This window comes from Micromonospora sp. NPDC049274 (assembly GCF_040678875.1).
Lineage (GTDB): Bacteria > Actinomycetota > Actinomycetes > Mycobacteriales > Micromonosporaceae > Micromonospora.
The window spans coordinates 340,483-365,665 of record NZ_JBFAQS010000005.1 but is presented as its reverse complement, the minus strand read 5'-3'; the positions used below and the strand labels follow the sequence as shown (position 1 = coordinate 365,665).

Below are 25,183 nucleotides of genomic sequence, written 5' to 3'. Positions count from 1 at the left end.
GGCTCACGCCGAGCGCGCTGGCGCGTGCCACGGGTTGACCTGCCGGCCCCGCCACCTGGTGCGGCGGGGCCGGCCCGAGCGGACGTGTTCGGTCAGCTGTTCAGGGTGGCGAGCAGCGCGCTGCTCATACCCTGCTCACCGCGCGCGTTGGGGTGGAAGGGCGCGGCCGAGTTCTGCGGCACCAGCCCCTCGACCCACCGGGTGCCGCTGCTCTTGCACGCGTCGCGACCGATCGACGGGGTGTAGACGTCGGCGTAGGTGGCGCCGTTCGCCGCCGCCGCGCCGGCCAGCATGGCGTTGAGCGACTTCTCGATGGTGCGCAGGTAGGGCACGTCCTGGTAGGCGATCGGGACCACCGGCCAGCAGCCGTACCCGCTGTCCGGCAGGATCGCCGGATACCCCAGCACCACGACCCGCGCGCTCGGCGCGGCGCGGCGGATCGCCTGGAGCACTGTGGTCACCTTCGGAACGGTGGCCGCGATCCGGGCCTGCAGCTGGTCCGTGCCGCCGGCGGTGTACCGGTTCTTGCACGGTGATCCGAGGGGACTGCTGAGGCTGGCCTGGGCGCATTCGCCGATGATGCCGGAGAAGCCGATGTCGTTGCCGCCGATCTGCACCGTCACCAGCGCCGTGCTCGACGTGACCGCGTTGAGCTGCGGTGGCACCGTGATGCCCAGCTGGCCGCTGCCGCCGTAGAGGATGTCGTCGGTGGTGGCCCCGGAGCAGCTCACGTCGGCGAACGACGCCGAGCCGGCGGACGCGGCCACCAGTGAGGGATAGTTGCGGTTGGACCGCAGGCAGTTCAGGTCGACCTGACTGGGGATCAGCGGACCGGCGGTGTACGAGTCGCCCAGCGCGACGTAGCGGCCGGAGGGGACCGCGGCGCTGGCGGGTGCGGCGACGGCGAGCAGCACACCGGCGGTGGCCGCGGTGAGCGCGGCGAGTCGGGTGGCTGCCCGCAGGAGCGGCAGGCGGGGACGGGGCATGACGCCTCCCAGGGGAGATCGCGGTGGCGGTGGTGTCGAGATCCTGTCGCCGTCGCCATGCGCCGTCAATATAGACAGTCCTCACTAAATATCGTCCCACGGTGTGGGCCACGAGGGCTGCGCGGTCGGCCCCGACGGCCCTCGCGGTCCACGCCGGATGCCGGCGACGTTGACGTCATATGTCGTACGAGTTAAATTGGCATCGATCTATGCCGTTGGCTCCTGTGGGCCTCGCCACCGACCACCCGCAAGGAGTACACGTGCTCAAACGAAGAATCGCCCTGCTGCTCCCCGCGCTCCTCGCCGCCACCCTCGGCACCGCGGTGGTCAGCGGCGCGGTGGTGCTCACCACCACCGCGCCCGCGCAGGCGTTGGAGAACGGGCTGGCCCGCACGCCGCAGATGGGCTGGAACGACTGGAACTCGTTCGGATGCAACGTCAACGAGTCGCTCATCCGGCAGACGGCCGACACGCTTGTCTCCAGCGGCATGGCAGCGGCGGGATACCGCTACGTCAACATCGACGACTGCTGGTCCACGAAGCAGCGCAACGGCAGCGGTGACCTGGTCGCCGATCCACAGAAGTTCCCGAGCGGCATGAAGGCCCTCGCCGACTACGTCCACGGCAAGGGCCTCAAGCTGGGCATCTACTCCTCGGCCGGGACCCTGACCTGCGCCGGGTACCCGGCCAGCATCAACTACGAGCAACGCGACGCCAACCTCTGGGCATCCTGGGGGATCGACTACCTCAAGTACGACAACTGCGGCGACCACCTCGGCCGGAGCGCGCAGCAGCGCTACACGGCCATGCGGGACGCGCTCGCGGCCACCAACCGGCCGATCCTCTACAGCCTGTGCAGCTGGGGACAGGACAGCGTCTGGACCTGGGGTGCGGGGGTGGGCAACTCCTGGCGTACCACAGGTGACATCGGTGGTAACTGGAACTCCATCATGGGCATCCTCGACCAGCAGGTCGGCAAGGAGTCGTACGCCCGGCCCGGCGCGTGGAACGACCCGGACATGCTGGAGGTCGGCAACGGCCCCACCGACACCGAGTCCCGGGCGCACTTCAGCCTCTGGGCGCTGCTGAACGCCCCGCTGCTGGCCGGCAACGACATCCGCACCATGTCGGCGGCCACCCGCACGATCCTGACCAACACCGACGTGATCGCCGTCAACCAGGACTGGGGCGGTCAGCAGGGCCGCAAGATCAGTGACAGCGGCGACCTGGAGGTCTGGCGCAAGCCGATGTCCACCGGCGGGGTGGCCACCGTCCTGCTCAACCGCGGCAGCGGCACGACCACGATGTCCACCACGGCCAGCGCGCTCGGGCTCGGCAGCGCCGGCTCGTACACCGTGCGTGACCTCTGGTCCCACACCACCTCGACGTCGACAGGCACGATCAGCGCGTCGGTGCCGGCACACGGCGCCGCCATGTTCCTGGTCACCGGCGGCGGCACACCTCCGCCGACCACCGCCCCGCCGACCACTCCCCCACCGAGCACTCCTCCGCCGAGCACGACGTCAACGATCCGCAGCACGTCCGCCGGCCGGTGCCTGGACGTCAACGGCGCGTCCCAGACCAACGGCGCCACCGCCATCATCTGGGACTGCCACGGCCAGGCCAACCAGTCCTGGACGTCGACCAGCTCCCAGGAGCTGCGGGTCTACGGGGGCAAGTGCCTCGACGTGTTCAACGCCGGCACCGCCAACGGGACATCGGTGATCATCTGGGACTGTCACGGCCAGGCGAACCAACAGTGGCGCTTCAACGCCGACGGCTCGATCACGGCGGTCGCCTCGGGCCGCTGCCTGGACCTGGTGGGCAACGGTACGGCGAATGGCACCCGCGCCCAGATCTGGGACTGCAACGGCGCGGCCAGCCAGCGGTGGAGCCGCAGCTGAGCGATCAACCCCGGTAGCCGGGGGCGTGGCCGGCCGGGCGACACGCGGGCATCGACCCCGCGTCGCCCGGCCGACGCGCACCGCGCCACGCTCACCCCTGCGCCACACGTGCAACGTGCGACGCATAGCATTGCCACGGTTCGGGGCGGCTCTGCTGAAACGAGGCGACATGCGTTGGCTCCAGCGGTTGCTGGGCGGCGGGCGGGTCCAGCTCGACCCGGGACGGCAGCAGGCGCTGCTGCGCGACCTCCAGCACGGGTACGGCCCGCACGCGCGGGTTCCGTTTCCCGCGCAGGTCGAGGCGGCGACCGGCATGCTGAGCGGCGACGACGGGCTGGTGGTCGCGGCGCGGATCCTGCACCAGGTCGCCGACGAGGCGCACACGGATCTGCGGGCGCAGGCGCAGGACATCCACCGGCGGACGGGCCGGCGGCTCCTGGTACACCGGAAGAACTACCGGCCGCTGTGGACCGAGGCCGGTCCCGGCCTGCGGTGGCCGCTGTTCGGTTTGCCGTGTGGCTTCCACCCGTACGCCCAGGTGGCCGCCGCCGTCGCGGTGGTCGGCAGCGGGGCGGCCCGGCTCGAGCGGGTGACCGACCCGAACCCGCTGGTGACCCACCTGTTCGAGGTGCTCGACCTCACGACCGCGGGCTGGGAGTACGGCCGGGTGCGGGTGGACACCGACGCCGCCGCCCTGGCCGATCGACTGATCACGAGCGCCGCGCAGATCCTCGCCGCGATGGACGACCCGCCCCGGCTGCCGCCTCCGGTCCGTGCGCTGATGCGTCGCAACAACACAGTGGACGTGCACGATCCGGCAGGCCCGCGGGCGGTGGGACGGATCAACCTGGGCGCGCGGATGCGGGAACAGTTGCTGGCCTGACCGCGGCGGCGTCGACGGGGCGCTCCGGAGCCAGCCCTAGGCGCGGGTGTGCGCGCCCAGGAAGGCGAGCAGCAGGGTCACCGTCTCGTCGGGGTACTGCACGTGCGGGTAGTGACCCGCGCCCTCGATGACCTCGAGCTGGCCCAGCCCGGCCGGCAGCGCGGCCACGATCGCCTCCCCCTCGGCCCGCGGGTCGGCCCAGTCCGGGTCGAGCGTGCCCTCGACGATCAGGGCCGGGCAGCGGACGTTGCCCAGTTGCGCCCCCGCGTCGGCGGGCGTCGACTGGCCCATCTTGCGCATCGCCGCCATCCGGCCGGGCTCACGCATCATGGCGTCGATCCGGGCCGTGCGGGCCGTCCAGTCGGCCGGTTTCCGCGCGGGGTAGGCGATGTCGAGGTAGCTGCGCCAGAGCGGCACGCTGCCCAGCAGGCCGGTGCCGAGCAGCCGGGCCATGCCCCTGCGGTAGCGAGCGACCCGCAGGTCACCCAGCTTGATCGACTGCTTGCGGGTGAAGGGGGCCAGCTCGACGATGCCCGTGATCAGCTCGGGCGCCTGGGCGGCGGCGATGGTGGCGGCCCCGCCGGAGATCGAGTGACCGACCAGCACCGCCGGACCGCCGAGGTGACGGATCACCGCGAGCAGATCGCCGGCGATGTCGGTGCGGCTGTAGGAGGGCCACCGCGCGCTCGACTCGCCGCAACCCCGCAGGTCGACGGCGGCCACTCGGTAGCCGGCGGCCACCAGGCGCGGCACCACGAAGCGGTACGCCTCACGACTGTCACCCATGCCGTGGGCGAGGACGACGAGCGGCCCGGAGGCCCCGGTCACCTCGTACGCCAGGGTGCCGCCATCGACGGTCAGGTACTCGGTCATCGGAACCTCCACGGTTGGCTAATTGCGTTAGCTTTAAGCTAGTGCGATTAGCCAACCGTGTCAAGTGACGTCGGACGCACCCGCTGGCCCCGACTGACAGGCGGGCTCAGCGCGGCGGCGGTGTACCGGCGTCGTCGCCGAACCTGATCACCGCCGCCACCTCGCCGAGGTCGTCGTTCAGTTGGTGATCACGCCCCGGCAGCCGGTACACCCGCGCGTGCCCGATGACGCCCGCGTACAGGTCCGCGTGCGACGGCGGCGCCGTCTCGTCCCCGAGCCCGTGAAACACCCGCACCGGTACGCCCCGTGGCAGCCGGGCGCCGAGGTCGTGCGGCAACTCGAACTCGTCGCCGGGCCAGCCGCCCGCCCCGACGAACGGCGTGGCGACCAGCACGATCATCGCGAGGTCCCGCTCGGGTGGCCGCTCGGCGAGCGCGTGGACGAGAATCGCCCCTCCCAGCGAATGGCCCACGACGACGGCGCCGTCGTCCAGCTCCGCGATCTCCCGTCGAATGGCGGCGCTCCAGGCGGCGTAGCTCGGGTCACCCTCGTCGGGCATCCGTGGGTAACGAACCTCGTACGAGTCCCCGAGCGCGTGCCGCAGGCTGTCGAACAACCTGTTGTCCCACTCGTCGTGAGTGCCGGCACCACCGCCCTGAACGAACAGGACCTGCGCGGTCGTCGCCATGACGGACCCCTCTCGCGTGCTCGCCCGATCGGATGCCGATACCGTGCTCGCCCGATCGGATGCCGATACCGTGCTCGCCCGATCGGATGCCGATACCGTGCTCGCCCGATCGGGTGCCGATACCCGATGCGAGCGGCGTCGACACGGCGACATGCGCCGACGGGGATGCGAGCCGCGCTGCCGCAGTGCGCTTCGACGGGATCGCGCGGCCCGTGGAGGGCCGGCGGGAACGTGCCGGAATGCCTGCCGCACGGGCGAGGACCAGGCACGGATCAGAGGAAACGGTTCCGTGCACAGCGGGAAAAACACCGCTGATATCCGCTCCCACTTTAACGTATATCGCAATAGGGGTCTTGCCGCAAGACCCGGGTCTTGCCGCAGAATCGTCCGCCGGACACCGGAACGGACGAAGGAACGGGGCGCGATGATCGACCAATATGTGCGAGGTCTCGACGAGGTCGACGAGACGCAGATCGCGATCGTCGGCGGCAAGGGCGCCCGGCTGGGGGCGCTGTCGCGGATCGACGGGATCCGCGTACCGGCTGGCTTCTGCGTGACGACTGACGCCTTCCGACGGGTCCTGGCCGACGTGCCCTCGATCGACGGTCAGCTCGACCACCTGTCGCGCCTGAAACCGGACGACCGGGAGGCGATCCGCGCCAGCAGCGCGGAGATCCGCCGGACCATCGAAGGGGTCGCCCTGCCCGACGACGTGGCGGCGGCCATCACCCGGGCACTCGGCCAGTACGGCGAGAAGGACGCCTACGCCGTGCGATCCAGCGCCACGGCGGAGGACCTGGCGACGGCCTCCTTCGCGGGCCAGCAGGACACGTACCTGAACGTCACCGGCGCGACGGCCATCCTCGCGGGCGTTCGACGGTGCTGGGCGTCGCTCTTCACCGAGCGGGCCGTGGCCTACCGGCAGCGCAACGGCATCGACCACCGCGCGGTCCACCTGGCCGTCGTCGTGCAGAAGATGGCATTTGCGCAGGCGGCCGGTGTGCTGTTCACGGCCGATCCCGTCACGTCCAACCGGAAGGTAGCCACCGTGGAGGCCAGCTTCGGCCTCGGCGAGGCCCTGGTCTCCGGGTTGGTGAACCCGGATGCCTACCGGGTGCGCGACGGCGCGATCGTCGACAGGACGATCGCCGCCAAGCGTCTCGCCATCGCGGCACTGCCGAACGGCGGGACCACGAAACAGGCGGTCAGCCCGGAACGACAGGAGCAGCCGGCGCTGACGGACGCGCAGGTCCTGCGGCTGGTGGAGGTGGGTCGGCGGATCGAGGCGCACTTCGGCCACCCGCAGGACATCGAATGGTGCCTGGTCGACGGTGACGTAGAGATCGTGCAGAGCCGGCCGATCACCACGCTGTTCCCCATTCCGACAGCGGCCGGGGACGGGGAGAACCACGTCTACCTCTCCGTCGGCCACCAGCAGATGATGACCGACGCCATGAAGCCCCTGGGGCTCTCCATGTGGCGGCTGACGGCCATGGCGCCGATGCACGAGGCCGGCGGGAGGTTGTTCGTCGACGCCACCCGGCTCCTGGCGTCGCCTGCGAGCCGGGTGGGCTTCCTCCGGATGGCGGAGACCTCGGATCCGTTGACCAAGGACGCGTTGGAGACCGTCCTCGCCCGCCCCGACTTCGTACCGACGCTCGCGGAGGACGGCCCCGATATTCCGCGGCTCAGCGGCGCCCCGACCACGATCGAGAACGACCCGGCGATCGTCGCCGAGCTGATCGGGCGCAGCGAGGCGTCGCTCGCCGCCCTGCGACGCGACATCGCGACGGTGACCGGACCCGCGCTGTTCGACTTCCTGCTGAAGGCGTTCGAGGAGCACAAGCGTCTCCTCAGTGATCCCCTGAGCATGCAGGCGATCATGGCGGGCATGCAGGCCACCTGGTGGCTCAACGAGCATCTGGAGGAATGGCTGGGCGAAAGGAACGCCGCCGACACCCTCACCCTGTCCGCACCGGGCAACATCACGTCGGAGATGGGCCTGGCGCTGCTCGACGTCGCGGACGTGATCCGCCCATACCCGGAGGTGGTGGCCTTCCTCAAGGATGTCGACGACGACGGCTTCCTCGACGAGCTGCCGAGGCTCGCGGGCGGGACGCAGGCGCGCGACGCCATCCGGGCCTACCTCGACAGGTACGGCATGCGCTGCGTCGGCGAGATCGACATCACGAGACCCCGCTGGAGCGAACGCCCCACCACGCTCGTGCCCCTGATCCTCGACAACATCAGGCTCCTCGAGCCGGGGGCCGCCGGGCGGCGTTTCGCCCAGGGGCGTCAGGAGGCGCAGCAGAAGCGCGAGGAGCTGCTGCAACGGCTGCGAGCCCTGCCGGACGGGGATCGGAAGGCCGAGGAGAGCGCGCGGATGATCGACCGGGTCCGCACCTTCATCGGGTACCGGGAGTATCCGAAGTACGCCATCATCAGCCGCTACTTCGTCTACAAGCAGGCCCTGCTGGCCGAGGCGGAGCGCCTCACGCGGGCCGGTGTGCTGCGCGACAGGGGCGACATCTCCTATCTCACCTTCTCCGAGCTGCACGACGTCGTGCGGACGCACCAGCGGGTCGACGACCACCTCGTCACACGGCGGAGGGACGCGTTCCGGTGGCACCAGACGCTCACGCCGCCCCGGGTGCTCACCTCGGAGGGTGAGGCCATCGCCGGGGCGTACCGGCGCGACGATGTGCCGACCGGCGCGCTTGTCGGTCTCGGAGTCTCCGGCGGGGTCGTCGAGGGCCGAGCCCGCGTCCTGCTGGACATCGCCGAGGCGGACCTCGAACCCGGCGACATCCTGGTCACCTCCTACACCGACCCGAGCTGGTCACCGCTGTTCGTCGCGGTCGAGGGCCTGGTGACGGAGGTGGGCGGCCTCATGACCCACGGCGCGGTCATCGCCCGGGAGTACGGACTGCCCGCCGTGGTCGGGGTGGCCGACGCGACCAGGCTGATCCGCGACGGGCAGCGAATTCGCGTGCACGGCACCGACGGGTACGTCGAGATCCTGCCCCTGTCGGACGAGGTCGACGGTCGCGCTCAGTTGTAGGGCATCGTGGGGAACCAGCCGTAGCCGAACATCGCGGGCACCCGGACGGTCCAGTAGACGAGTGTGAAGACGCCCAGCGCGAGCAGCAGCGAGCCGGTGACCGCGAGGGTACGTGCCGGTCGCGCGGACAGCCAGCGGATCAGCCCTCCACGGGTGACGAGGACGACGAGTGCGAACAGGATGCCTACGATCGCGATGTTGCCCAGCGACTGCAGCACGAAGGCGGCGGCGCCGTAGAGGGGGTTGCCGTTGTCGGCGGCCCACTGGAAGAGCTTGTGGAACAGCGGGTACGGCCGGCCGATCAGGAAGGCGCCGACAAGCATGCCGAGCACGAAGACGCGGGCGAACGGGCGGCGCGCGAAGGGATCGGGGACCTTGTCGAGAGCCGCGAGACCGAGGTAGATGAACGCGAGTCCGATCAGGCCGAAGACCACCACGGACTGCACGAGTCGTACGGGCATGCCGCTGGCGGTCGTCGCCGTCGACAGCTGCGGCAGCGAGTCACCGAGCAGGACTCCGACGAACCCGTACGTGGCGGAGACGGCGACCATGCCCAGCGCCAGCAGGCCCACCGGCCGAAGCATGAAGCGCAGCCCCGCCGCCGGTGTGCCGCCGGCGCCGGCGTGTGTCATCGGCCCGATGGAGGCGGCCATGGCGATGTTGCAGGCCGTGAACGTACCCGCCAGCCCCGAGACGAACGCGAACAGCAGGCCCGCCGCGGTGCCCCCGATCGCTGTCGCCTTCGCGTCGTGGCCCAGCAGGGTGTTGGCGACGTTGTCACCGATCGTCTGGTCGACGAACTGGTACGACCAGAGCAGGGCAAGCGCGATTCCCGCCAGCACACTGCCCACGATCAGCGCGCCGCGCCGGCCGGAGCGTGTCGGAATCGGGGCGATCGGGGTCTGCACGGCCGGTCTCTGCGTGGCGGTCATGGCAGCCTCTTTCCGGTGTGACGGCGGGATGCACTGACTGATTCTCCGCGCGGCGGACCGGCCGGTCGTCTTCCTGCTTGCGGTTTCCCGCGCGTGGAGGACGACCGGCCGGTCCGCTGTCGATCGACGGGTCAGCGGGCGATCGGCAGTTCCACCGCCGCCGGCGGCGGCACCGGCTGCACCGCTGTGCGGGTGCCGCGCCGCTCGGCGAGCCACCTGCCCCACCAGAACAGACCCCGTGCCAGGCACACGATCGTGACCGCGAAGAACAGGGTGTAGACGACGTTGAACAGCATCAGGACGCCGTACACCATGGCCACCGAGGCGCCGAACATGAACTGGAAGCGGGGCTTGGAGGGCGTGGTGCCCGGATCGGTGACCATGTAGTTGGTGAAGAGCACGAACGCCACCCCGGTCATGATGCTCAGCGCCGACCAGAGCTGCACGTCCCAGACGTAGTGCCGGATCAGGGCCTGGATGACGAAGCCGCCGACCCAACCCACGATCAGCGCGACCTTCTTCGTGAGCATCGCGTTGAGAATCGTGCCCGCGGTGAGCACGACCATCGGGATGAACATCCGGAAGACGTCGGGCACGTTCTCCGTGAAGTGGTACGGCGGTGCCACGTTCACCCAGGAGAACGCGAGCAGCGTGATGGTGATGCCGAAGTTCGACGGGTTCATGAAGTGCCGCATGCGCCCGGCGATCGGGGCCTGGAGCACGGCCTTCTGCCCGACGGCGACGACCACCGCGAAGGCGATCGGCCAGAACATGTCGTTGGCGTACAGCAGCATGTTGGCGGCGAGCGCGGTGATGTGGGTCGGCAGCAGGAACGTGTAGACGCCCCACGCGCCGTTACCGCTGTAGGCCGGTCGGCGGCCCAGGGATCGGGCGGCGACCGCCTCGATCGCGAGCTCGACCGTGTAGCCGATCGCGAGGGCGAACAACGGCCAGGTCCAGGGCTGCTCGAAACCGAGGACCGTGTAGCCGAGCACGTTGAGGATGGACATGGAGATGGCGAAGTTCCGCAGGGCCAGGTAGCGCGGGTCGCGCTTGTCCACCCGGGGTACGGGCGGTCGCGTGTCGACGCCGGCCAGTGCCCGGTCCGGCCCCCTGCCGTTGCGGGTCGCGTCGGCGACCTCGGCCGTGGTGGTCACGCCCACCGGGGCGCGTTTGACGTCCGTCATGGTGTGGTCAGCTCCTGGGCTCGGTCGGTGAGCGTGAGGTCGTGCCATCCGGCGGAGAGGGGCAGGGTCTGCTGATGCTGGACGCCGTCGAGGTCGCGCCAGCTCAGTTCGACGGTGACGGGCGTGCCGCCCTGGTCGCCGAGTCCGAAGAACAGGTCGAAGCTCCGCTTGCCCGAGTGCCCGCCGCCGCCGTCGAGTTGGGCGAGCTGGGTGCGGCCGTCGGCAGTGGTCACCCGGGCCTGCGCGCCGTACGCCGGGGTGCGGGCGTCGGTGCCCGTGGCGGCGCCGAGCGCGGGCCGGTGCAGCCGCAGCCCGAGGAAGCCGCCGACCTGCGCCTTGGTGTTGTGGTAGTACGCGGGCGGACCCCACTGCCGGGCCACCGCGAAGTCCTGGCGGCCGTCACCGTCGGTGTCACCCACTGCGATACCGCGGGTCGGGGTCCGGTCGTCGAGTCCGAGCTGCGGACTCAGGTCGACGTAGCGGCCGTTGTCCTCCGGCGCCCAGAACGCCAGCGCGTTCGAGCCGGCGATGTCGTCACCCGGCTGCGCGTTGGGCCACATGTCCGGCTCCCGCAGCATCAGGTCGTTGCTGGCGGCCAGCTCCTGCAACCAGTTGAACCTGTTGACAGTGCCCTTGACGAAGCCGCAGGACTGCACCACGACGAGCCGTCCGCTGTTGTCGAAGTCGGCCATCTTGACGTCCCAGCCCCAGCCGACCCAGGCGAGGTTCTTCGCCGACGCCCTGTTCTCGAAGGGAGCGATGCCCTTGGAGAGCCGTTCCCGCGCCTCCTGCGGGTTCGCCGCGGTGTTCTGCCAGACGAAGTTGCTCTCCTCCAGCCCCCACGACTCGGTGATGTTGCTGACGAAGGCGTCGAACCTGCCGCTGCCGCGCAGGTCGGCGAAGTCGACGGCCATCCCCTTGAACGAGTCGTGACCCACGACCAGCGACTTGGGGTCCAGCGGGCCGCGGCGGCCCTCTGCCAGGGCGAACCTGATCCGGCCGGGGGCCGACACGTTGTGGAAGAAGCGGTCGTTGCCGAAGTCGTTGGCGAGGTACAGCTCGGGCAGCAGATCACCGTCGAGGTCGGCGGAGGCCGAGGCGAGCGTCCAGCCGGTGGCGTACCGGGGGTCGATGGCCTTCTGCTCCTCGTAGGTGACACTCGGCTCGGCGCCGGCGGTGGCCGCGGTCCAGCGCAGGACGTGCGCCCCGCCCGCGTTCTGCGCGCGGGACATGGAGTGGTTCATCTGCACGTTCGGCAGGCCCTGCGCGTCGAGCACCTGGGAGTCCGGGAAGTAGTTGAAGATTCCGATGTCGGGTCGGCCGTCACCGTCGAAGTCGGCGACAGCTGTCGCGTTGGTGTTCCAGAGCGGCCCCCGGTAGCGGCCGTCGGTGGTCTGCTGCTGCGGGATCAGCTCCACCGGGCGGTACGACGCCAGGCTCAGGCTGGCCGCGTTGCCGGTCTGCAGGAACACGACAGGGGTCCGTCCCCAGTAGACGACGAGCAGATCGGTGCGTCCGTCGACGTTGAAGTCGCCGGGCGTGCAGCCCATCGGCGCGATAGCCGATCCCATCGGCAACGGCGCCGGGTCCAGCACGAACGGCGCGTAGCGGGCGCCGCCGCCGGGCGCCGGGGTCACGACGACGCTGTCGCTGCGGGGGTCGACGAGGCAGAGGTCGTTGGCGCCGCCCTGCCCGTCGAGGTCGTTCACCGCCACCGCGGCGCCGACCGACGAGATCCAGGACCGGATGTGCTCGTACTTCGGGTTCACCGTCCGGATCGTGCGCTGCGGCAGACCCGGCGGCAGGGCGATGGGCATCTCGGTGAACGCGAACTGTGACGCCATCGCGCGTCGGTCCGCCGCGGACGCGGACGGCAGCCGCGAGATGGTGAACAGCCCCGCGACGAGTACCAGGACGAAGACGACGGGAATGAGTCTGCGCAGCGGACCCACTGGTTTCGGTGGCAACGATCCCCCTCGGGTGGCGCCCGACCCGTCCGGGTCGGGCTGTCGGGTGGTGCGGTCGTGGGTGACAGCGGTCCGCGGTCACCCGGCGGTGTCCTCTACTCCGCCGGACGCACGGTCATCGGCAGGCCGCCGCGTATCCGCAGCGACAACATCGGCTCGGGTACGACGTCGTGCGTGGCGACGGTCGTGAGCGTCAGGTCCCGGGCCAGTACGGCGAGAACGAAGGCGGCCTCCATCAGGCCGAGGTGGTTCCCCACGCAGAACCGCGGTCCCGCGCCGAACGGGATGTAGGCGTACCGCGGACGGTCGGTGGTGCGGGCCGGGTCGAAGCGCTCCGGATCGAAGCGTTCCGGCTGGTCCCAGAAGTCCGGGTGCCGGTGCAGCGTGTAGGGGCAGATCAGCACGTCGGCGCCCGCCGGCACCGGGTACCCGCCCAGCGCGTCGGCGGCGAGCGCCTTGCGGGGCAGGATCCACACCGGCGGGTACATCCGCACCACCTCGTCGATGACCATCGCGGTGTACCGCAGCCGGCCCAGGTCGTCGAAGGTCGGCAGCCGGTCGCCCAGCACCGCGATCGCCTCTTCCCGCAGCCGGTGGCGCACCTCGGGATGCCTGTCGATCAGGTGCAGGGCCCAGCTCAGCGTGCTGGCCGTGGTCTCGTGCCCGGCCAGCAGCAGGGTCACCAGCTCGTCGCGCAGCCGCTGCCGTCCGACCCGGGGGTCGGCCTCGGCCCGGGCCGACACGATGAGCCGCGACAGCACGTCGTCGCGGTCACCGGTGTGGGTCCCGCGCTCGGCGACGAGCTGGTCGACGATCGTCTGCAGGCGGCGGCGGGCCCGCCGGAAGCGCACCTGACGCGGCAGAGGCACCCAGGGCGGCACGGCGCTCAGCGACGCGAGTTCGAACATGGCCTGGTCCTGCACGACGGCGAAGTCGCGGCCGATCGACGGGAACCGCCCGAGGTCGGTGTCGAGCAGAGTGCGCCCGAGCACGCCGAGGGTCAGACCGGTCATCTCCTGGAGCACGTCCACCGGGCCGCTGCGGCCCAGCGTCCGCAGCCGGTCGACGAGGGCCACCGCCTCCTCGGCGACGATGCCGGCCTGCGCGGCGATGCGTCGGCTCTGGAACGCCGGCTGCGCCACCCTGCGCTGCTTGCGCCACAGCTCACCCTCGCTGGTGAGCAACCCGTCGCCGAGCGCGCGGCGGGCGTGCACCAGGCCGATGCCCTTGTGGTAGTTGGTCGCGTTGTCGGCGAGCACGTGCTTGGCGTGGTCGGGGTGGTTGAAGAAGTAGAGCTCCTTCGGGCCGACAGGCAGCAGCGCGGCGTCGCCGTAGCGGGCGGCCGCCGACGTCATCATGCCGAGGCGGTCGCGGCCCATCGTGATGAGCATGTTGACGGCCGACGCGCGCGACGGACCGGGCAGGGACGGCGTCGGTCGGATGACGGCGGTCATGACGTCACCACTGCCGACGGTGCCCTCTCGAGCCGGCGGAACCGGCCGCCGAGGAACACCAGGGCCTCGCCGTCGCCGTCGTCGTACCGGCGCATCCCGCACGGACGGCCCAGGAAGATCGTGTGGTCTCCCCCGTCGTACGACCGCCAGAGCTCGCACTCGATGTGGGCCGCGGCGCCACCGAGCAGTGGCGCCGCCGTCCGCGCGCCCGGCCGCCACTCGGTGAACTCGAACTGTTCCTGCCCGAGTGGGCGGCGTCGGTCGGCGTAGTAACGCGCCACCGCCTCCTGGTCGGCGGCCAGCACGGAGACGCCGAACGCGCCGGCCCGGCTGAGCGCCTGGTGCATGAGGGCGTCCCGGCCGACGCACACCAGGATCAGCGGAGGGTCGAGGGACACCGCGTTGAACGAGTTCGCGGTCATGGCGTGCGGCTCGTCCCCGCCGACGCTGACCACTGTCACACCGGTGGCGAAGGTCCCGCAGACGCGGCGCATCAGCACCGGATCCGCCAACTCGTCCGTACCGAAGGTCGTCATCGCCGGACCCCGGCGGCGGCGTAGGGTTCGAGGGCGCGTTCGAGCGCTTCCGGGACCCGGGTGGGAACGGTCCGGTTGTTCGGGCCGCGCATGCAGGCGACGCGCTGGGCGCCGCGGGCGACGAGCGTCTCGCCGGCCGGGCCGGTCCGCACGTAGTCGAAGCCGAACTCGAGCTGCGTCTGGGCGAGTTCGAGCAGACGCATCCGGACGGCGATCTCGTCGAAGGCGGTGATCTCGGCGAAGAACTCACACTCGACCTTGAGCGTGAACAGCTTGAGGTCGTCCTGGAGGTCGGCGAGGACGCTCGGCGCCCGGTCCTTCAGGAACATCTCCCGGCAGCGGCCCTGCCACCGCAGGTAGTTGACGTAGTAGACGTTGCCGACGATGTTCGTCTCCTCGAACCCGACTGTGTGCCGCAGTTCGTAGTAGCTCTCCATGCTCATCCCTCCGCACCGGCCAGAACAGTGATGACGACGCGTCCGTCGCTGCCGCGCAGGCTCGTGACGAACGAGGCGGCCCGCGCGCCGCCGGCGGCGAAGAGCACCCAGCCGGGAGGTGCCGTAGCGCCCAGGACGAGTGGGCCGCGCATCGGCAGGCCTGCCTTCTGCATCGCCTCGACCGCGGTCCAGACCCGGGTCGCGGCGGTGTCGGCGTCCTCGCCCGAGTCGGCGGCGAGTTGCTCGGCGAGCCCGGCGTGCGGGCCGAGCAGGCCCTTCCACTCGTCCGGGCCGCGCCGCGTCACGCTCTCCAGATCGCAGCCGAGGACGCCCACTCCGGCGACGGCAAGGGTCACGCCGGCGCCGTGCGCGATCGAGACGGTGTGCTCCCCGGCGACCTCGGGTCGACCGTCCGGCCGGTAGGTGATCTCGACCGGTCGCCCGAGCGCCTGCCCGAGGGCGCGGACGCTGTCGCGACGGCGCGTGACGGAGTCCTCGGCCGGCTCCGACGCCGGGACGTCGGGCTCGATGGCGACGGCGACTCCGGTGAGCCCGAGATCTCCCAGCCCACGCTCCAGGTAGGGGCCGAGCAGCGGCGCCACCCAGGGGCCGGCGCCGTCCTGCTTACGGACCGCGCGCAGCCGCAGCCCCTCCCACCGCTCGACTGTCATTCCGGACTCCGTGCGCAGGGCGATGTCGTAGACGTACGTGTCGCCGTCGCGCTCGCGTTCGGTGGCGCAGTACCGCAGCTCGCGGGCGGACGACAGCTTCTCCCCACCGGGGTGGATGCGTTCCACGCCGACGGGCAGCAGCGTGGCGTCCGGCACGCACACCTGGTTGCCGTGCATGAGCGCGTCGCGGACGCCGGGGTCGCCCAGCAGCAGCGTCGCGGAGACGTACGGGGCGAACCACGCCGTCGAGTCGTCGGCCTCCACGACCGCGTCCACATGACGGGCGGCGGCCCGGTGGTACCGCCGGATCCGCTGGAACCGGCCGCCCTGGAACAGGGTGCCGCCGTACAGGTCGTCGAGCGGGGCGATGGAGGCCGGCGCCAGACCGTCCGGCACCTGGTCCGGAGGGCCGTCGGGCACGGCGTCGGCGCCGAGGCGCAGCCGGGCGGTGAAGTGGTCGGCGGTGAAGCCGGTGTCCTCGCTGCGGATCGCGACCTCGACGACGTCGTCGTCGGTGACGAGGGCCGCCACCCGGATCCTCGTGTGCCCGTGCGGCGCGACGATGATGGGCCGCAGGAACTCCGCCCGCTCGATGACCGGGAGGACGTCGGCGCCGGAGAGGGCCGCTGCCACCTGTGCCATGGCCTCCATCCCGAACACCGCGGGGAACAGCAGGTTGCCGTCCAGGTCGTGGTCTTCGAGGTAGCGGTCGGTGCCGACGTTGAGTTCCGTCTCCACCACGAGTTCTACCTGGTGGTAGCGCACCAGCGCGCGGTCGACGAAGCGCAGCAGCGGCAGGGCCGGCTGGTGGTACCGGACGGTGTGGATGCCCTCGGTGCGGCCGCTGATCACCACCACGACCGGCGCGGTGGTGTCGGCGACCAGACGCCGCAGGATCGCGATGCCCTGGTCCGGGGTGATGGGCGTGACGCCCTCGCGGCTGAGCGCCTCGACGACCGACAGCCGTTCGCCCATGCCGACACCCGACCAGACCGACCATTCCAGGCATCGGGTACGGCAGTCGGGGTACGCCCGGGAGAAGGCGGTGGTCTCCTCGGCCAGCCAGTCGTTGGCGGTGGCGTAGTGGGCCTCGCCGCGCAGTCCCGCCCGGCCGATGATGCTGCCGAGCGTCACGAGCAGCCGGAGCCGGGACTTGTCGACCGCGTCCAGCACCGCCCGCAGGCCGTCGACCTTCGGTGCCAGGGTGCGGCGGAACGCGGCCGGGTCCAGGCTGGCCAGTCCGGCGGGTTCGTTGCGGCCGGCGCCGTGCAGCACACCGGTGACCGGCCCGAGCTCGGCGGAGAGGTCCCGCACCGCCTGCCGGACGGCGGCCGCGTCGGTGACGTCGGCGCGGGCGTACCGCACGGTGACGCCGGCGGCGGCGATCCGGGCCAGGTTCGCGGCCAGCTCGGCGTCCTCGGCGGGGTCGGAACGACCCAGCACCGCCAGGCTGGCGCCACTGTCGGTGGCCAGGGCGAGGGCACACTCGGCAGTGATGCCCTTGCCCCCGCCGGTCACCAGCAGCACGTCGTCCGCGCCGAGCGGAGCCTTTGCCGTCGCGGGGCGTACCGGCAGCGCGCGGAGCGTCGGCACACGACGTACCCCGTCCACGTGGTGCACCTCGGTGAAGCTTGTCGTCGCGGCGACCTCCCGCACCACCAGATCCACAGCCGCGTCGTCGGCGGCGGGCAGGTGCACGACGGTGACCAGCACGGACGGCGCCTCAAGGTGCAACGTCCTGGCGATGGCCGCCGCGCCCCGGCCGTGCCCGACCAGGACGAAGCGGGTGCTACCGGCCGCGAGGGCCCGCTGCGCTCCCCGTAGGGCCGGCTCCAGGTGCTCCTCGGTGCAGTCCGGTGGCAGGCAGACCAGGACGCCGCCGCCGACGCCGGCCTGTTCGAGCGACGTGGCAAGGGTCGCGGCGAACGGGTGGTCGGCCGCCGCGTACACGTGCCACCGGCCGTGCGCGGCGGTGGCGTCGCCGGGAACCGCCGGCAACGGGACCTCGTCGAGGTCGAGACGCCAGGGCCGCGCCCAGCCGGCCACACCCGCCACCACGGGCGTGGCGGTGGCGTCGCTGTCCCTTGCCGTACGCGCCAGGGTCTCCATCGTCTCGGCGAGTTCCCGGACGGTGGCGGTCGCGAAGTTGACGGGCATCTGCGCCGGTGGCAGTTCCAGACGCTGTGCGAGCTGGTTGGCCACCTGGCCGATCGTGATCGAACTCAGGTGCAGGTCGTCGAGCAGGCGGCTGTCCGGTCGGACGAGTTCGATCGGAAGCTCGGCGCGTTCGGCGGTGAGCCGCCGCATCAGGTCCTCGGTGGACTCCTCTCCCGCCCCGACCGGGTCGGCGGTGGGGGACGGGGACGCCACGGCGGGCCCGCGTCCGATCGCCGCGCCGAGTTCGGGCGCCTGCTCGCAGGCGCTGGTCAGGAAGGAGAACTCGGCGCCGACCTCCAGCGGCCGCACGAACCGCCCGTCGAACAGGGCCGCCGGGGCCGGGGCGGCGCCGACGACGTACGCGGCGCCGGCGACCTGCAGCAGACTCGCGAGCGAGTCGTCGTCGGTGTCCACGGCGACCGCCGGGACGTCCGTGACAGTCGTGGCCAGTCCCGTGAGCACCCGGCCGGGCCCGACCTCGACGAACAGGTCGGTGTTCTTCGCGGCGAACGCGACGGCCTGGTGGAACAGGACCGGGTCGATGATCTGGCGGCGCAGGAGGTCGCGCACGTCGGTGCCGGCGGGCAGCACCTCACCGGTGACCGTGGAGACGACCCGGGCGTCGACCTGGTGGAAGGTCTCGCCGGCGAGGGCGTCGACGAACGTGTCCGCGGCCGGGGCGACCAGCGGGGAGTGGAAGGCGTGCGACACCCGCAGCCGCGTCGCGTTCAGGCCGGCGGTCCGCGCCTTGTGACAGACGGCCTCGATCGCGTCGACCGACCCGGAGACGACCGTGTGCTCGGGCCCGTTATAGGCGGCCACGACCACCGGAAGCCCTGCGATGATCGCGTCGACAGTTTCGGGGGGCGCGCCGATGTCGGCCATCGTGCCGGCCTGGCTGTGCCCGGCCATGGTCCGGCCCCGGGTACCGGCGACGCGCAGGAGCGTGTCGGAGTCCATGACGCCTGCCCACTGCAGGGCCACGATCTCGCCGAGGCTGTGCCCGATCGCTGTGGACGCCTCGATGCCGAGCAGCGACAGGGCGTGCTGCCCGGCCAGTGATCCGGTGACGATGCGCGGCTGGGCGACCTCGGTCGCGACGACGTCGCTGCCGGTGGGCAGCGCGGCGCGCAGGTAGACGTCCTCGACCTCGGCGAACCGTCGCCGCAGCGCGCCACCGCTGACGCCGCGTCCGGAACCCTGCCCCGGAAAGAGGAAGCTGATCCGGGCCGGACCGCTGACGTGGCCGAGCAGGAACCGGCCGTCGGGGCGGATCAGTCTCGTCTCACCGGATTCGACGGCCTCGCGGGCCGCGGTCAGCAGCCGCTGCGCCTCCTCGGGTGACGAGGCCACGACCGCGGCCCGGAACGGCCGGTCCTGTAGGTCGCGGTGCAGCGTCGCCGCCAGGTCGCCCAGCTCCGCGTACGAGATCGCGGACACGAAGGTGCTCAGCTCGGCGAGCCGGACGGCGAGCTCCCGCGCGGAGGCCGCGTCGACCAGCAGCAGCTCCGCGTCCTGGGCGGAGGCGGCCAGGATACGGACGCGGCGATCCGGCACGGGCCGACGCGGGCCGTGCCGTTCCAGCACGACGTGCGTGTTGATGCCGCCGAAGCCCATGGCGGTGATGCCGGCTCGCACCGGTACCGCGCCCGGCCACGCTTCGGCCTTGCGCAGGGTGCGCAGCCGGGCGCCGTCGGCGGCGAGAAGCTCGTGGGGGTCGACGGAGCCGACGCTCGGGGGAAGCACCTCGTGGTGCACCGCCATGGCGGCGCGGAGGAAACCGGCCACCCCGGCGGCGGCCTTGGTGTGACCGATCATCCCCTTGACCGAGCCGATGACGGCCGGCGGCGCATCGGGATTCGCCGTCTCACGCGCGCTGGACAGCGCCGTGAGCTCGGTGGTGTCTCCGACCTTCGTGCCGGTGCCGTGCCCCTCGAACAACCCGACCGTGTCGATGCCGAAACCGGCCCTGTCGTACGCGCGGTGCAGGGCGAGCCGGTAGCCGTCGACCTCGGGTCGGGTGATGCCACCGCGGCCGTCGGAGGAGACACCCCACCCGGCCACCGAGGCGTATATCCGGTGACCCGCCTCGGCGGCCTGGTCGGCGCGCATCAGGACCACCATGCCGCAGCCCTCACCGGGCCAGAACCCGTTGGAGGCACGGTCGTAGACCCGCATCTCGCCGGTGGCCAGCGCGCCTGTCTTCGCGAAGCCGATGACCTCGAACGGGTCGATGGACAGGTCGACTCCGCCGGCGATCGCGACGTCCAGATCCCCGTCGAGCAGCGCCCGGCACGCGGTCACCACGGACAGCAGCGACGACGAGCAGGCGCCGTCGACCGTGTAGCCGCCACCCTTGAGGTCGAAGTGGTTGCAGATGCGTCCGGCGATCGTGTTCGACAGGGCGCCGGCGAGCGTGTCCTCGTTCACCGGCGGGAACGGGCTCTTGTACGACTCCTCGTAGGTGGCGAGGAAGGCGGACAGCTTCTCGTCGTCCCAGCCCTCCGCCCGCAGAGCCGCCGCCACGGTCCGCCGCACGTACGGCCAGCGCAGCCGCATCTGGTTGGCTCGGGAGAACTCACCGGTAAGGGTGTTGCCCACGATGACGCCCGTACGCTCCTGGGGCAGCCCCTCCCCGGCCGGGAAACCCGCGTCGGCAAGTGCCGTCGCGGCGGTCTCCAGGGCCAGCCAGTGGGCCAGGTCGGTGGACCGGTACGTGCTCCCGGCGACCTTGTAGCCGACCCGGTCGAACTCGTAGCCCTCGATGACGGCGGCGTTGCGCGCGTAGAAGCGGTCCGGGGCGGCCGGGTCGGCGTCGAAGTAGTCGTCGGCGTTCATGCGGACGTCGGGGAGCCGCCGGAACGCCCGGCGACCCGCGATCGCGTTCTCCCACAGTTCCTGCGGTGAACGGGCGTCGGGGTAGCGGCACGCCATCCCGACCACGGCGATACTTGTCATTGCTCACTCGGCTTTCGTGTCGCTGGCGACGTGTCGAAGGCATTCCTGATGCGCTGGCGCCACACCTCGTAGGCGGGCAGGACGTCGTCCGGAGGCAGCCCGACCCGCGCCTCGTCGGTCACCCGTGTCGCGTCACTCACCGTCATGCCGCAGAGGACACGGGTCGCCAGTTCGTTGTGCGGCAGCACCAGACCGGCCCGCTGCCGGGCCGCGGCGCCGAACGACGCGCCCTGCGCGAGGTCCGGCCGGTACGTCCCCGCGCACTCGGCGAGCCAGTTCAGTTCCCGCTCACTCGCGCCGCCCGCGTAGCAGACGGCGAGGCCGGCACCGGCGTACAGGTCGCGGCGGCGGTCGGCGGGGAACGCGTCGAGGAGGCGGACGAGTTGCTCCGGATCCGTTCCGGCGACGAACCAGCAGGCGCGACCGATGCCCTGGTCGATGGCGCGCACCGAGTAGTCCCGGGGGCCGTCGGCGGGCCACGCGAAGGTGGACGGCCGGCGCCGCTGGCGCACGTACCTGTCGGTCCTGAAGTACGCCTCGTGGAACCCGTATCCGTCGAGGACGAGCCAGCGCAGCAGCGGGTCCGGGGCGTACAGGCGGTGCCACAGCAGACGCGGCAGGCGGGCCATCGCCCAGCCCACCCCGACGTACGCCATGTAGACGTGCTCGTCGTGGTCGGCGAGGAACCGCGCGACGTGCCGCGGACGCCCGGGCAGGGCGTCGCGGATGGCGAAGGCCATCGCCGCGCCCTCATAGGCGAAGCCCCGGTACGCGGCCGGCGTGGCCTCGACCGAGGGTGCCGCTTCCGGCGGGCTGTTCGCCTCCGCGGCGGCCCCGAATCCGTGCAGGAACGACCTGCCGACCGTTTCCAGGCGCTCGCGGGCCTGCTCGTCCTTGAGGTGGAATCCCCGCGTGCTGATTGTGGTCTGCCCGACGTCGGGGGTCAGAATACGGCGTCGAAGTCTGGTCAATGAACTCATCATATGCTCCGGCCCTCCCGCTGAGACCTCATTGTTACGCGACTATGCACGGCGGAACTTCTCCTGCATTGCGGCGGTTGCCGAAGGCGCGTGAAAGACGGCACGTTTTCGCAGCTCACAACTATTAGAAAGGGGTCGAGTGGATAGTGGACAGCGGGAATTACCAGCACGGCCCGGTTAGCGCAACACAGGAGATGGACGCGAGGGGCTCCCCGATACCACGATGACTGGCATCCGAACGACACCTCCGGAATTGACATCCGGACTTCCTCGAAGGAGCGTGCCGTGGAATCCGACGAAGCGGCCGAACACCGGATGCGGACGATGGTTCTGGAGGCATTCGCCGACACCATCATTCCGGGCGAGAAACGCGGTCCTGACGATGCGGCGATCGCCGGCGTCGACGTCGGCGGCGGCGCCGTCGCGGGCGGCGCGATCGAACTGCTCGAAGACCCCGCCGGAGGGCTGGCCCCGGCGCTGGAGACGATCTGCGTGGAGCTCGACGAGTACGCCCGGGAGCACGCCGCCGCCACGGGCCTCGACCTGGAGCCGGACCTGCCGCCGTTCGTGGGCCTGCCGTTCGAGGCCCGGACCGCCCTGATCGAGCAGCTGACCAGCCCCGATCACCCGGACAAGCAGATGTGGGTGGGGCTGGCGCTCTTCTGCAACATGGCCTTCGACAGCGCACCACACCTGCACACGGTGGACGCGTTGGCCGCCGGGCATCCGGGCCTGCTGGCGATGGGCTACGAGTCGCCCGACCCGGACGGGCTCTGGCGCTTCCCCGCGTTCTCCTACGGTCGGCAGCTCGCCAACCCGCATCCGTCCACCACCGCCACGGGGAGCCCGGCATGACGGCCACCGAGTCCACCGACGTCCTGGTCATCGGCAGCGGCTTCGGCGGCGCCATCGCGGCCTACCACCTCGCCGCCGGCGGGGCCCGGGTGAAGGTCTTCGAGCGTGGCCCGTGGCTGAAGGCCGACGACTTCGAGCACGACTTCAAGCTGGGAGCGTCGTACACCCGGGTCTTCGACTTCGTCATCGGTGACGGCATGAGCGTGCTGGGCGGCAACTGCGTGGGCGGCGGCAGCGTGGTCTACTTCGCCACGATGCCGCGGGCGCCACGGTTCGTCTTCGAGCGGCACGGCAGCATCGGGCGACGCATGTGGCCCGCCGCCATCAACCGGGACACCCTCGAACCCTGGTACGACCGGGTGGCCGAGGCGCTGCCGGTGACCCAGCAGACCTGGGACCGGGTGCCGTACGCCGGTGGCCTGTTCGCCGCCGCCTGCCACCACGCCGGCCGTACCGCCAACCCGGCCCCGTCGGCCATCGACGTGGACATGTGCACGAACTGCAACTGGATGATGGCCGGCTGCCGCTTCGACGCCAAGCGCTCGCTGCTGCTCAACTACCTGCCGGCGGCGCTGGCGCACGGCGCCGAGATCCGGCCGCTGCACGAAGTGCAGCACCTGGTCCGTAACGACGACGGCAGCTACCGGGTCCACTATCGCGTGGTCGACGAGGAGGACTACCGGATCCTGCACGGCGAGGGGACCATCGACGCGAAGATCGTCGTACTCGCCGCGGGCGCGGGTGCCACGCCGGTGATCCTGCAACGCTCGGAGCCCCATCTGGGTCGGATGCCGCACGCGGTCGGGCGGTACTTCTCCGGCAACGGCGAACGCCTCAACACCGCCGTGTTCGACGAGGATCGGGTCCGCGAGGTGCTGAAGCTGTCGCGGCCGGACGGCCGGGCCTACGAGGCGTACCAGATCGGGCGGGGCCCGACGGTCGCCAGCTGGGACCGGCTCGACGGCGACCTGCCGGAGTTCGAGCGCTACTCGCTCGAACAGCTCTACTTCCCGCCCGCGCTGGGCACGATCCTGGCGCAGGTGCCCGACACGAGCCCGAGCTGGTTCGGCCGGGGAAAGAAGGAGATGCTGCGCCACTGGCAGTCGTGGCTGACGATCTTCACGATGTCCGAGGACGACAACGAGGGCGTCTTCGGCCCGCCGCCGGAGACCGGCAACGCCCATCGCTTCTCCCAGCAGATGCTGGGCCACGGCCCGCTGCGGTACCGGCCCACGGCGAACACCTGGCGCGGATGGTCGCTGGCCGACGCCGACGTCAAGGGCATCCTCGAGCGCGACGGGCTGTCCCGTGTGATGCCGTGGACGAACGACCTGGTGGGTGCGTACACCGTGCACCCCCTCGCGTCGTGCCGCATCGGCGACGACCCGGCCACCTCGGCACTTGACGACCGCCATGAGCTGCGCGGGCACCCGGGCATCTTCGTGACCGACGGATCCGCGGTGCCCGGCGCGTTGACTGTCAACCCGGCCTCGACGATCGCGGCCCTCGCCGAACGCGCCATGCCGGGCATCGTCCGGGCCGCGCGGGACCGGGGCGTCGCGGTGACCTACGGCGCGCCGTCACCGGACGGCGAGACCGCGGGACGACGCGCGGTCGCTCGCCTGGTGTCATGAGCTTCACCGTCGCCGGGCTCACCCGGCGGGCCACCTTCGCGCACCTGCGACACGTCTCCCCGGTCCCCGCGGAGACCGCGCCGGTGCGGGTCCGCCGGGTGTACGACCAGGTCGAGCGCGACTTCGGCCTGCTCGCACCGCCGATCGCCCTGCACGCCGCCGCGCCGGAACTGCTCGCGGCGGCCTGGTGCATCCTGCGCGAGACCCTGCTCGTCTCGGGCACGACGAGCCGTCGGGAGCGCGAGGCGGTGGCCGCGGCGGTGTCGGCCGCCAACGCCTGTCCGTACTGCGTGGAGGTCCACCAGGCAGCCGTACGCGGGCTCGGGCGCCGGGGTGCCGCGCCGCCGTCGCCGCCGGCGGTCCTGTCGCCGGAGCTGATCGGCGTGGCAGTCGACTTCCACTACCTCAACCGCATGGTGAACGTCTTCCTGCGGGACTCACCGCTGGCGGCGGTTCCCGCTCCCCTGCGCGGCGGCGCCCGGAGCGCCGCGGCACGGTTGCTGGGTGGCCTGGCCGGCCGGGAGGCGGTGGCCGGGCAGTCCCTGCCGCTGCTGCCCGGCACGGTCGGCGCGGTACGGCGTCTGCCGGACGACCTCCGGTGGGCGGCGGGGCTGCCACACGTCGCGGCCGCCATGACCGGAGCGGCGGCGGTGATCGAGGACGCCGGACAGCGGTCGGTGCCTCCCGCCGTACGGCAGCTGGTCCGTGAGTGCCTCGTCGACGGCACCGCCCCGGGCGACCTCGCGGGGGTCACGGACTGGCTCAACTCGCGGCTGGCGGGCCTGTCCTTCGCGGACCGGCCGACCGGGCGACTGGCGATGCTTGTCGCCTTCGCCTCGTACCGGGTGCCGGACTCGGCGGTGGCCGCCGTTCGCGCCGAGGGCCACGACGACGCGGGGTTGCTCGGCCTGGCGGCCTGGGCTGCCCTGACGGCGGCACGTCGGCACGGTGACGCGCTCGCCACGGCGTACGAAGCGGCCTGTTGACAAGCGAGCGTCGGCCGGCCCCGACCGGAAACGG

Annotated in this window: 17 protein-coding genes; 6 read left to right on the top strand and 11 right to left on the bottom strand. The window is 71.6% G+C overall.

Annotated features, from left to right (window positions below; translation table 11 throughout):
• Positions 1-92: 92 nt before the first annotated feature.
• Positions 93-986: an SGNH/GDSL hydrolase family protein gene (locus tag AB0K10_RS12765; protein ID WP_363682782.1), complete on the bottom strand. Its 894-nt coding sequence runs from the start codon at positions 984-986 to the stop codon at positions 93-95.
• Positions 987-1,246: 260 nt separating this feature from the next.
• Here AB0K10_RS12765 and AB0K10_RS12760 point away from each other — a divergent pair, with 260 nt between their 5' ends.
• Positions 1,247-2,890, top strand: coding sequence for a lectin (locus AB0K10_RS12760; protein WP_363682780.1), 1,644 nt, complete (start codon positions 1,247-1,249; stop codon positions 2,888-2,890).
• Between the two features lie 169 nt (positions 2,891-3,059).
• Positions 3,060-3,773 (top strand): hypothetical protein, encoded by a 714-nt coding sequence (locus AB0K10_RS12755; protein ID WP_363682778.1) that lies wholly within the window; start codon positions 3,060-3,062, stop codon positions 3,771-3,773.
• A gap of 36 nt (positions 3,774-3,809) precedes the next feature.
• Here AB0K10_RS12755 and AB0K10_RS12750 read toward each other — a convergent pair whose 3' ends face one another.
• The gene (locus AB0K10_RS12750; RefSeq protein ID WP_363682776.1) at positions 3,810-4,646 is read right to left on the bottom strand and encodes an alpha/beta hydrolase; all 837 of its coding nucleotides are present in this window, start codon (positions 4,644-4,646) and stop codon (positions 3,810-3,812) included.
• A 106-nt stretch (positions 4,647-4,752) separates the two neighbouring features.
• Positions 4,753-5,334, bottom strand: coding sequence for an alpha/beta fold hydrolase (locus tag AB0K10_RS12745; RefSeq protein ID WP_363682774.1), 582 nt, complete (start codon positions 5,332-5,334; stop codon positions 4,753-4,755).
• Between the two features lie 424 nt (positions 5,335-5,758).
• Here AB0K10_RS12745 and rph point away from each other — a divergent pair, with 424 nt between their 5' ends.
• Positions 5,759-8,395, top strand: coding sequence for a rifamycin-inactivating phosphotransferase (gene rph, locus AB0K10_RS12740; RefSeq protein ID WP_363682772.1), 2,637 nt, complete (start codon positions 5,759-5,761; stop codon positions 8,393-8,395).
• Here rph and AB0K10_RS12735 read toward each other — a convergent pair.
• The 8 genes from AB0K10_RS12735 to AB0K10_RS12700 all read right to left on the bottom strand — a co-directional run bounded on the left by AB0K10_RS12735 (position 8,386) and on the right by AB0K10_RS12700 (position 21,674).
• The gene (locus AB0K10_RS12735; RefSeq protein ID WP_363682770.1) at positions 8,386-9,327 is read right to left on the bottom strand and encodes a hypothetical protein; all 942 of its coding nucleotides are present in this window, start codon (positions 9,325-9,327) and stop codon (positions 8,386-8,388) included. The genes rph and AB0K10_RS12735 overlap by 10 nt on opposite strands.
• A 131-nt stretch (positions 9,328-9,458) precedes the next feature.
• Positions 9,459-10,514 (bottom strand): enediyne biosynthesis protein, encoded by a 1,056-nt coding sequence (locus tag AB0K10_RS12730; protein ID WP_363682769.1) that lies wholly within the window; start codon positions 10,512-10,514, stop codon positions 9,459-9,461.
• Positions 10,511-12,481, bottom strand: a complete 1,971-nt coding sequence (locus AB0K10_RS12725) for a CRTAC1 family protein (protein ID WP_363682767.1) — start codon at positions 12,479-12,481, stop codon at positions 10,511-10,513. Before AB0K10_RS12725 ends, AB0K10_RS12730 begins: the two co-directional genes overlap by 4 nt.
• A gap of 95 nt (positions 12,482-12,576) precedes the next feature.
• Positions 12,577-13,935, bottom strand: coding sequence for a cytochrome P450 (locus AB0K10_RS12720; protein ID WP_363682765.1), 1,359 nt, complete (start codon positions 13,933-13,935; stop codon positions 12,577-12,579).
• Positions 13,932-14,471 carry a flavin reductase family protein gene (locus AB0K10_RS12715; protein ID WP_363682763.1) on the bottom strand — a complete coding sequence of 180 codons (540 nt, stop codon included), beginning with the start codon at positions 14,469-14,471 and terminating at the stop codon, positions 13,932-13,934. The genes AB0K10_RS12720 and AB0K10_RS12715 overlap by 4 nt, the downstream gene beginning before the upstream one ends.
• Positions 14,468-14,908 carry an acyl-CoA thioesterase gene (locus AB0K10_RS12710; RefSeq protein WP_363682761.1) on the bottom strand — a complete coding sequence of 147 codons (441 nt, stop codon included), beginning with the start codon at positions 14,906-14,908 and terminating at the stop codon, positions 14,468-14,470. The genes AB0K10_RS12715 and AB0K10_RS12710 overlap by 4 nt, the downstream gene beginning before the upstream one ends.
• A 2-nt stretch (positions 14,909-14,910) precedes the next feature.
• On the bottom strand, positions 14,911-20,694 hold the full coding sequence (locus AB0K10_RS12705) for a type I polyketide synthase (RefSeq protein WP_363682759.1): 5,784 nt from the start codon (positions 20,692-20,694) through the stop codon (positions 14,911-14,913).
• Entirely contained in the window at positions 20,691-21,674 is a 984-nt protein-coding gene (locus AB0K10_RS12700) for a DUF1702 family protein (protein WP_363682757.1), read from the bottom strand. The genes AB0K10_RS12705 and AB0K10_RS12700 overlap by 4 nt, the downstream gene beginning before the upstream one ends.
• 324 nt (positions 21,675-21,998) lie before the next feature.
• Between AB0K10_RS12700 and AB0K10_RS12695 the strand changes: the two genes are divergently transcribed.
• Genes AB0K10_RS12695 through AB0K10_RS12685 form a run of 3 tightly spaced genes read left to right on the top strand, consistent with a single transcriptional unit; the run spans position 21,999 to position 25,149 of the window.
• Positions 21,999-22,529 carry a DUF5987 family protein gene (locus AB0K10_RS12695; RefSeq protein ID WP_363682947.1) on the top strand — a complete coding sequence of 177 codons (531 nt, stop codon included), beginning with the start codon at positions 21,999-22,001 and terminating at the stop codon, positions 22,527-22,529.
• Positions 22,526-24,163 carry a GMC family oxidoreductase gene (locus tag AB0K10_RS12690; protein WP_363682755.1) on the top strand — a complete coding sequence of 546 codons (1,638 nt, stop codon included), beginning with the start codon at positions 22,526-22,528 and terminating at the stop codon, positions 24,161-24,163. Before AB0K10_RS12695 ends, AB0K10_RS12690 begins: the two co-directional genes overlap by 4 nt.
• Positions 24,160-25,149: a carboxymuconolactone decarboxylase family protein gene (locus tag AB0K10_RS12685; RefSeq protein ID WP_363682753.1), complete on the top strand. Its 990-nt coding sequence runs from the start codon at positions 24,160-24,162 to the stop codon at positions 25,147-25,149. The genes AB0K10_RS12690 and AB0K10_RS12685 overlap by 4 nt, the downstream gene beginning before the upstream one ends.
• The last annotated feature ends 34 nt before the right edge of the window (positions 25,150-25,183 follow it).

Coding starts and splice junctions, on each gene's coding strand:
- AB0K10_RS12685 (WP_363682753.1), top strand. CDS start 24,160: ATGAGCTTCACCGTCGCCGGGCTCACCCGGCGGGCCACCTTCGCGCAC.
- AB0K10_RS12705 (WP_363682759.1), bottom strand. CDS start 20,694: ATGACAAGTATCGCCGTGGTCGGGATGGCGTGCCGCTACCCCGACGCC.
- AB0K10_RS12745 (WP_363682774.1), bottom strand. CDS start 5,334: ATGGCGACGACCGCGCAGGTCCTGTTCGTTCAGGGCGGTGGTGCCGGC.
- AB0K10_RS12720 (WP_363682765.1), bottom strand. CDS start 13,935: ATGACCGCCGTCATCCGACCGACGCCGTCCCTGCCCGGTCCGTCGCGC.
- AB0K10_RS12765 (WP_363682782.1), bottom strand. CDS start 986: ATGCCCCGTCCCCGCCTGCCGCTCCTGCGGGCAGCCACCCGACTCGCC.
- AB0K10_RS12715 (WP_363682763.1), bottom strand. CDS start 14,471: ATGACGACCTTCGGTACGGACGAGTTGGCGGATCCGGTGCTGATGCGC.
- AB0K10_RS12710 (WP_363682761.1), bottom strand. CDS start 14,908: ATGGAGAGCTACTACGAACTGCGGCACACAGTCGGGTTCGAGGAGACG.
- AB0K10_RS12695 (WP_363682947.1), top strand. CDS start 21,999: ATGGTTCTGGAGGCATTCGCCGACACCATCATTCCGGGCGAGAAACGC.
- AB0K10_RS12690 (WP_363682755.1), top strand. CDS start 22,526: ATGACGGCCACCGAGTCCACCGACGTCCTGGTCATCGGCAGCGGCTTC.
- AB0K10_RS12700 (WP_363682757.1), bottom strand. CDS start 21,674: ATGAGTTCATTGACCAGACTTCGACGCCGTATTCTGACCCCCGACGTC.
- AB0K10_RS12735 (WP_363682770.1), bottom strand. CDS start 9,327: ATGACCGCCACGCAGAGACCGGCCGTGCAGACCCCGATCGCCCCGATT.
- AB0K10_RS12730 (WP_363682769.1), bottom strand. CDS start 10,514: ATGACGGACGTCAAACGCGCCCCGGTGGGCGTGACCACCACGGCCGAG.
- AB0K10_RS12750 (WP_363682776.1), bottom strand. CDS start 4,646: ATGACCGAGTACCTGACCGTCGATGGCGGCACCCTGGCGTACGAGGTG.
- AB0K10_RS12755 (WP_363682778.1), top strand. CDS start 3,060: ATGCGTTGGCTCCAGCGGTTGCTGGGCGGCGGGCGGGTCCAGCTCGAC.
- rph (WP_363682772.1), top strand. CDS start 5,759: ATGATCGACCAATATGTGCGAGGTCTCGACGAGGTCGACGAGACGCAG.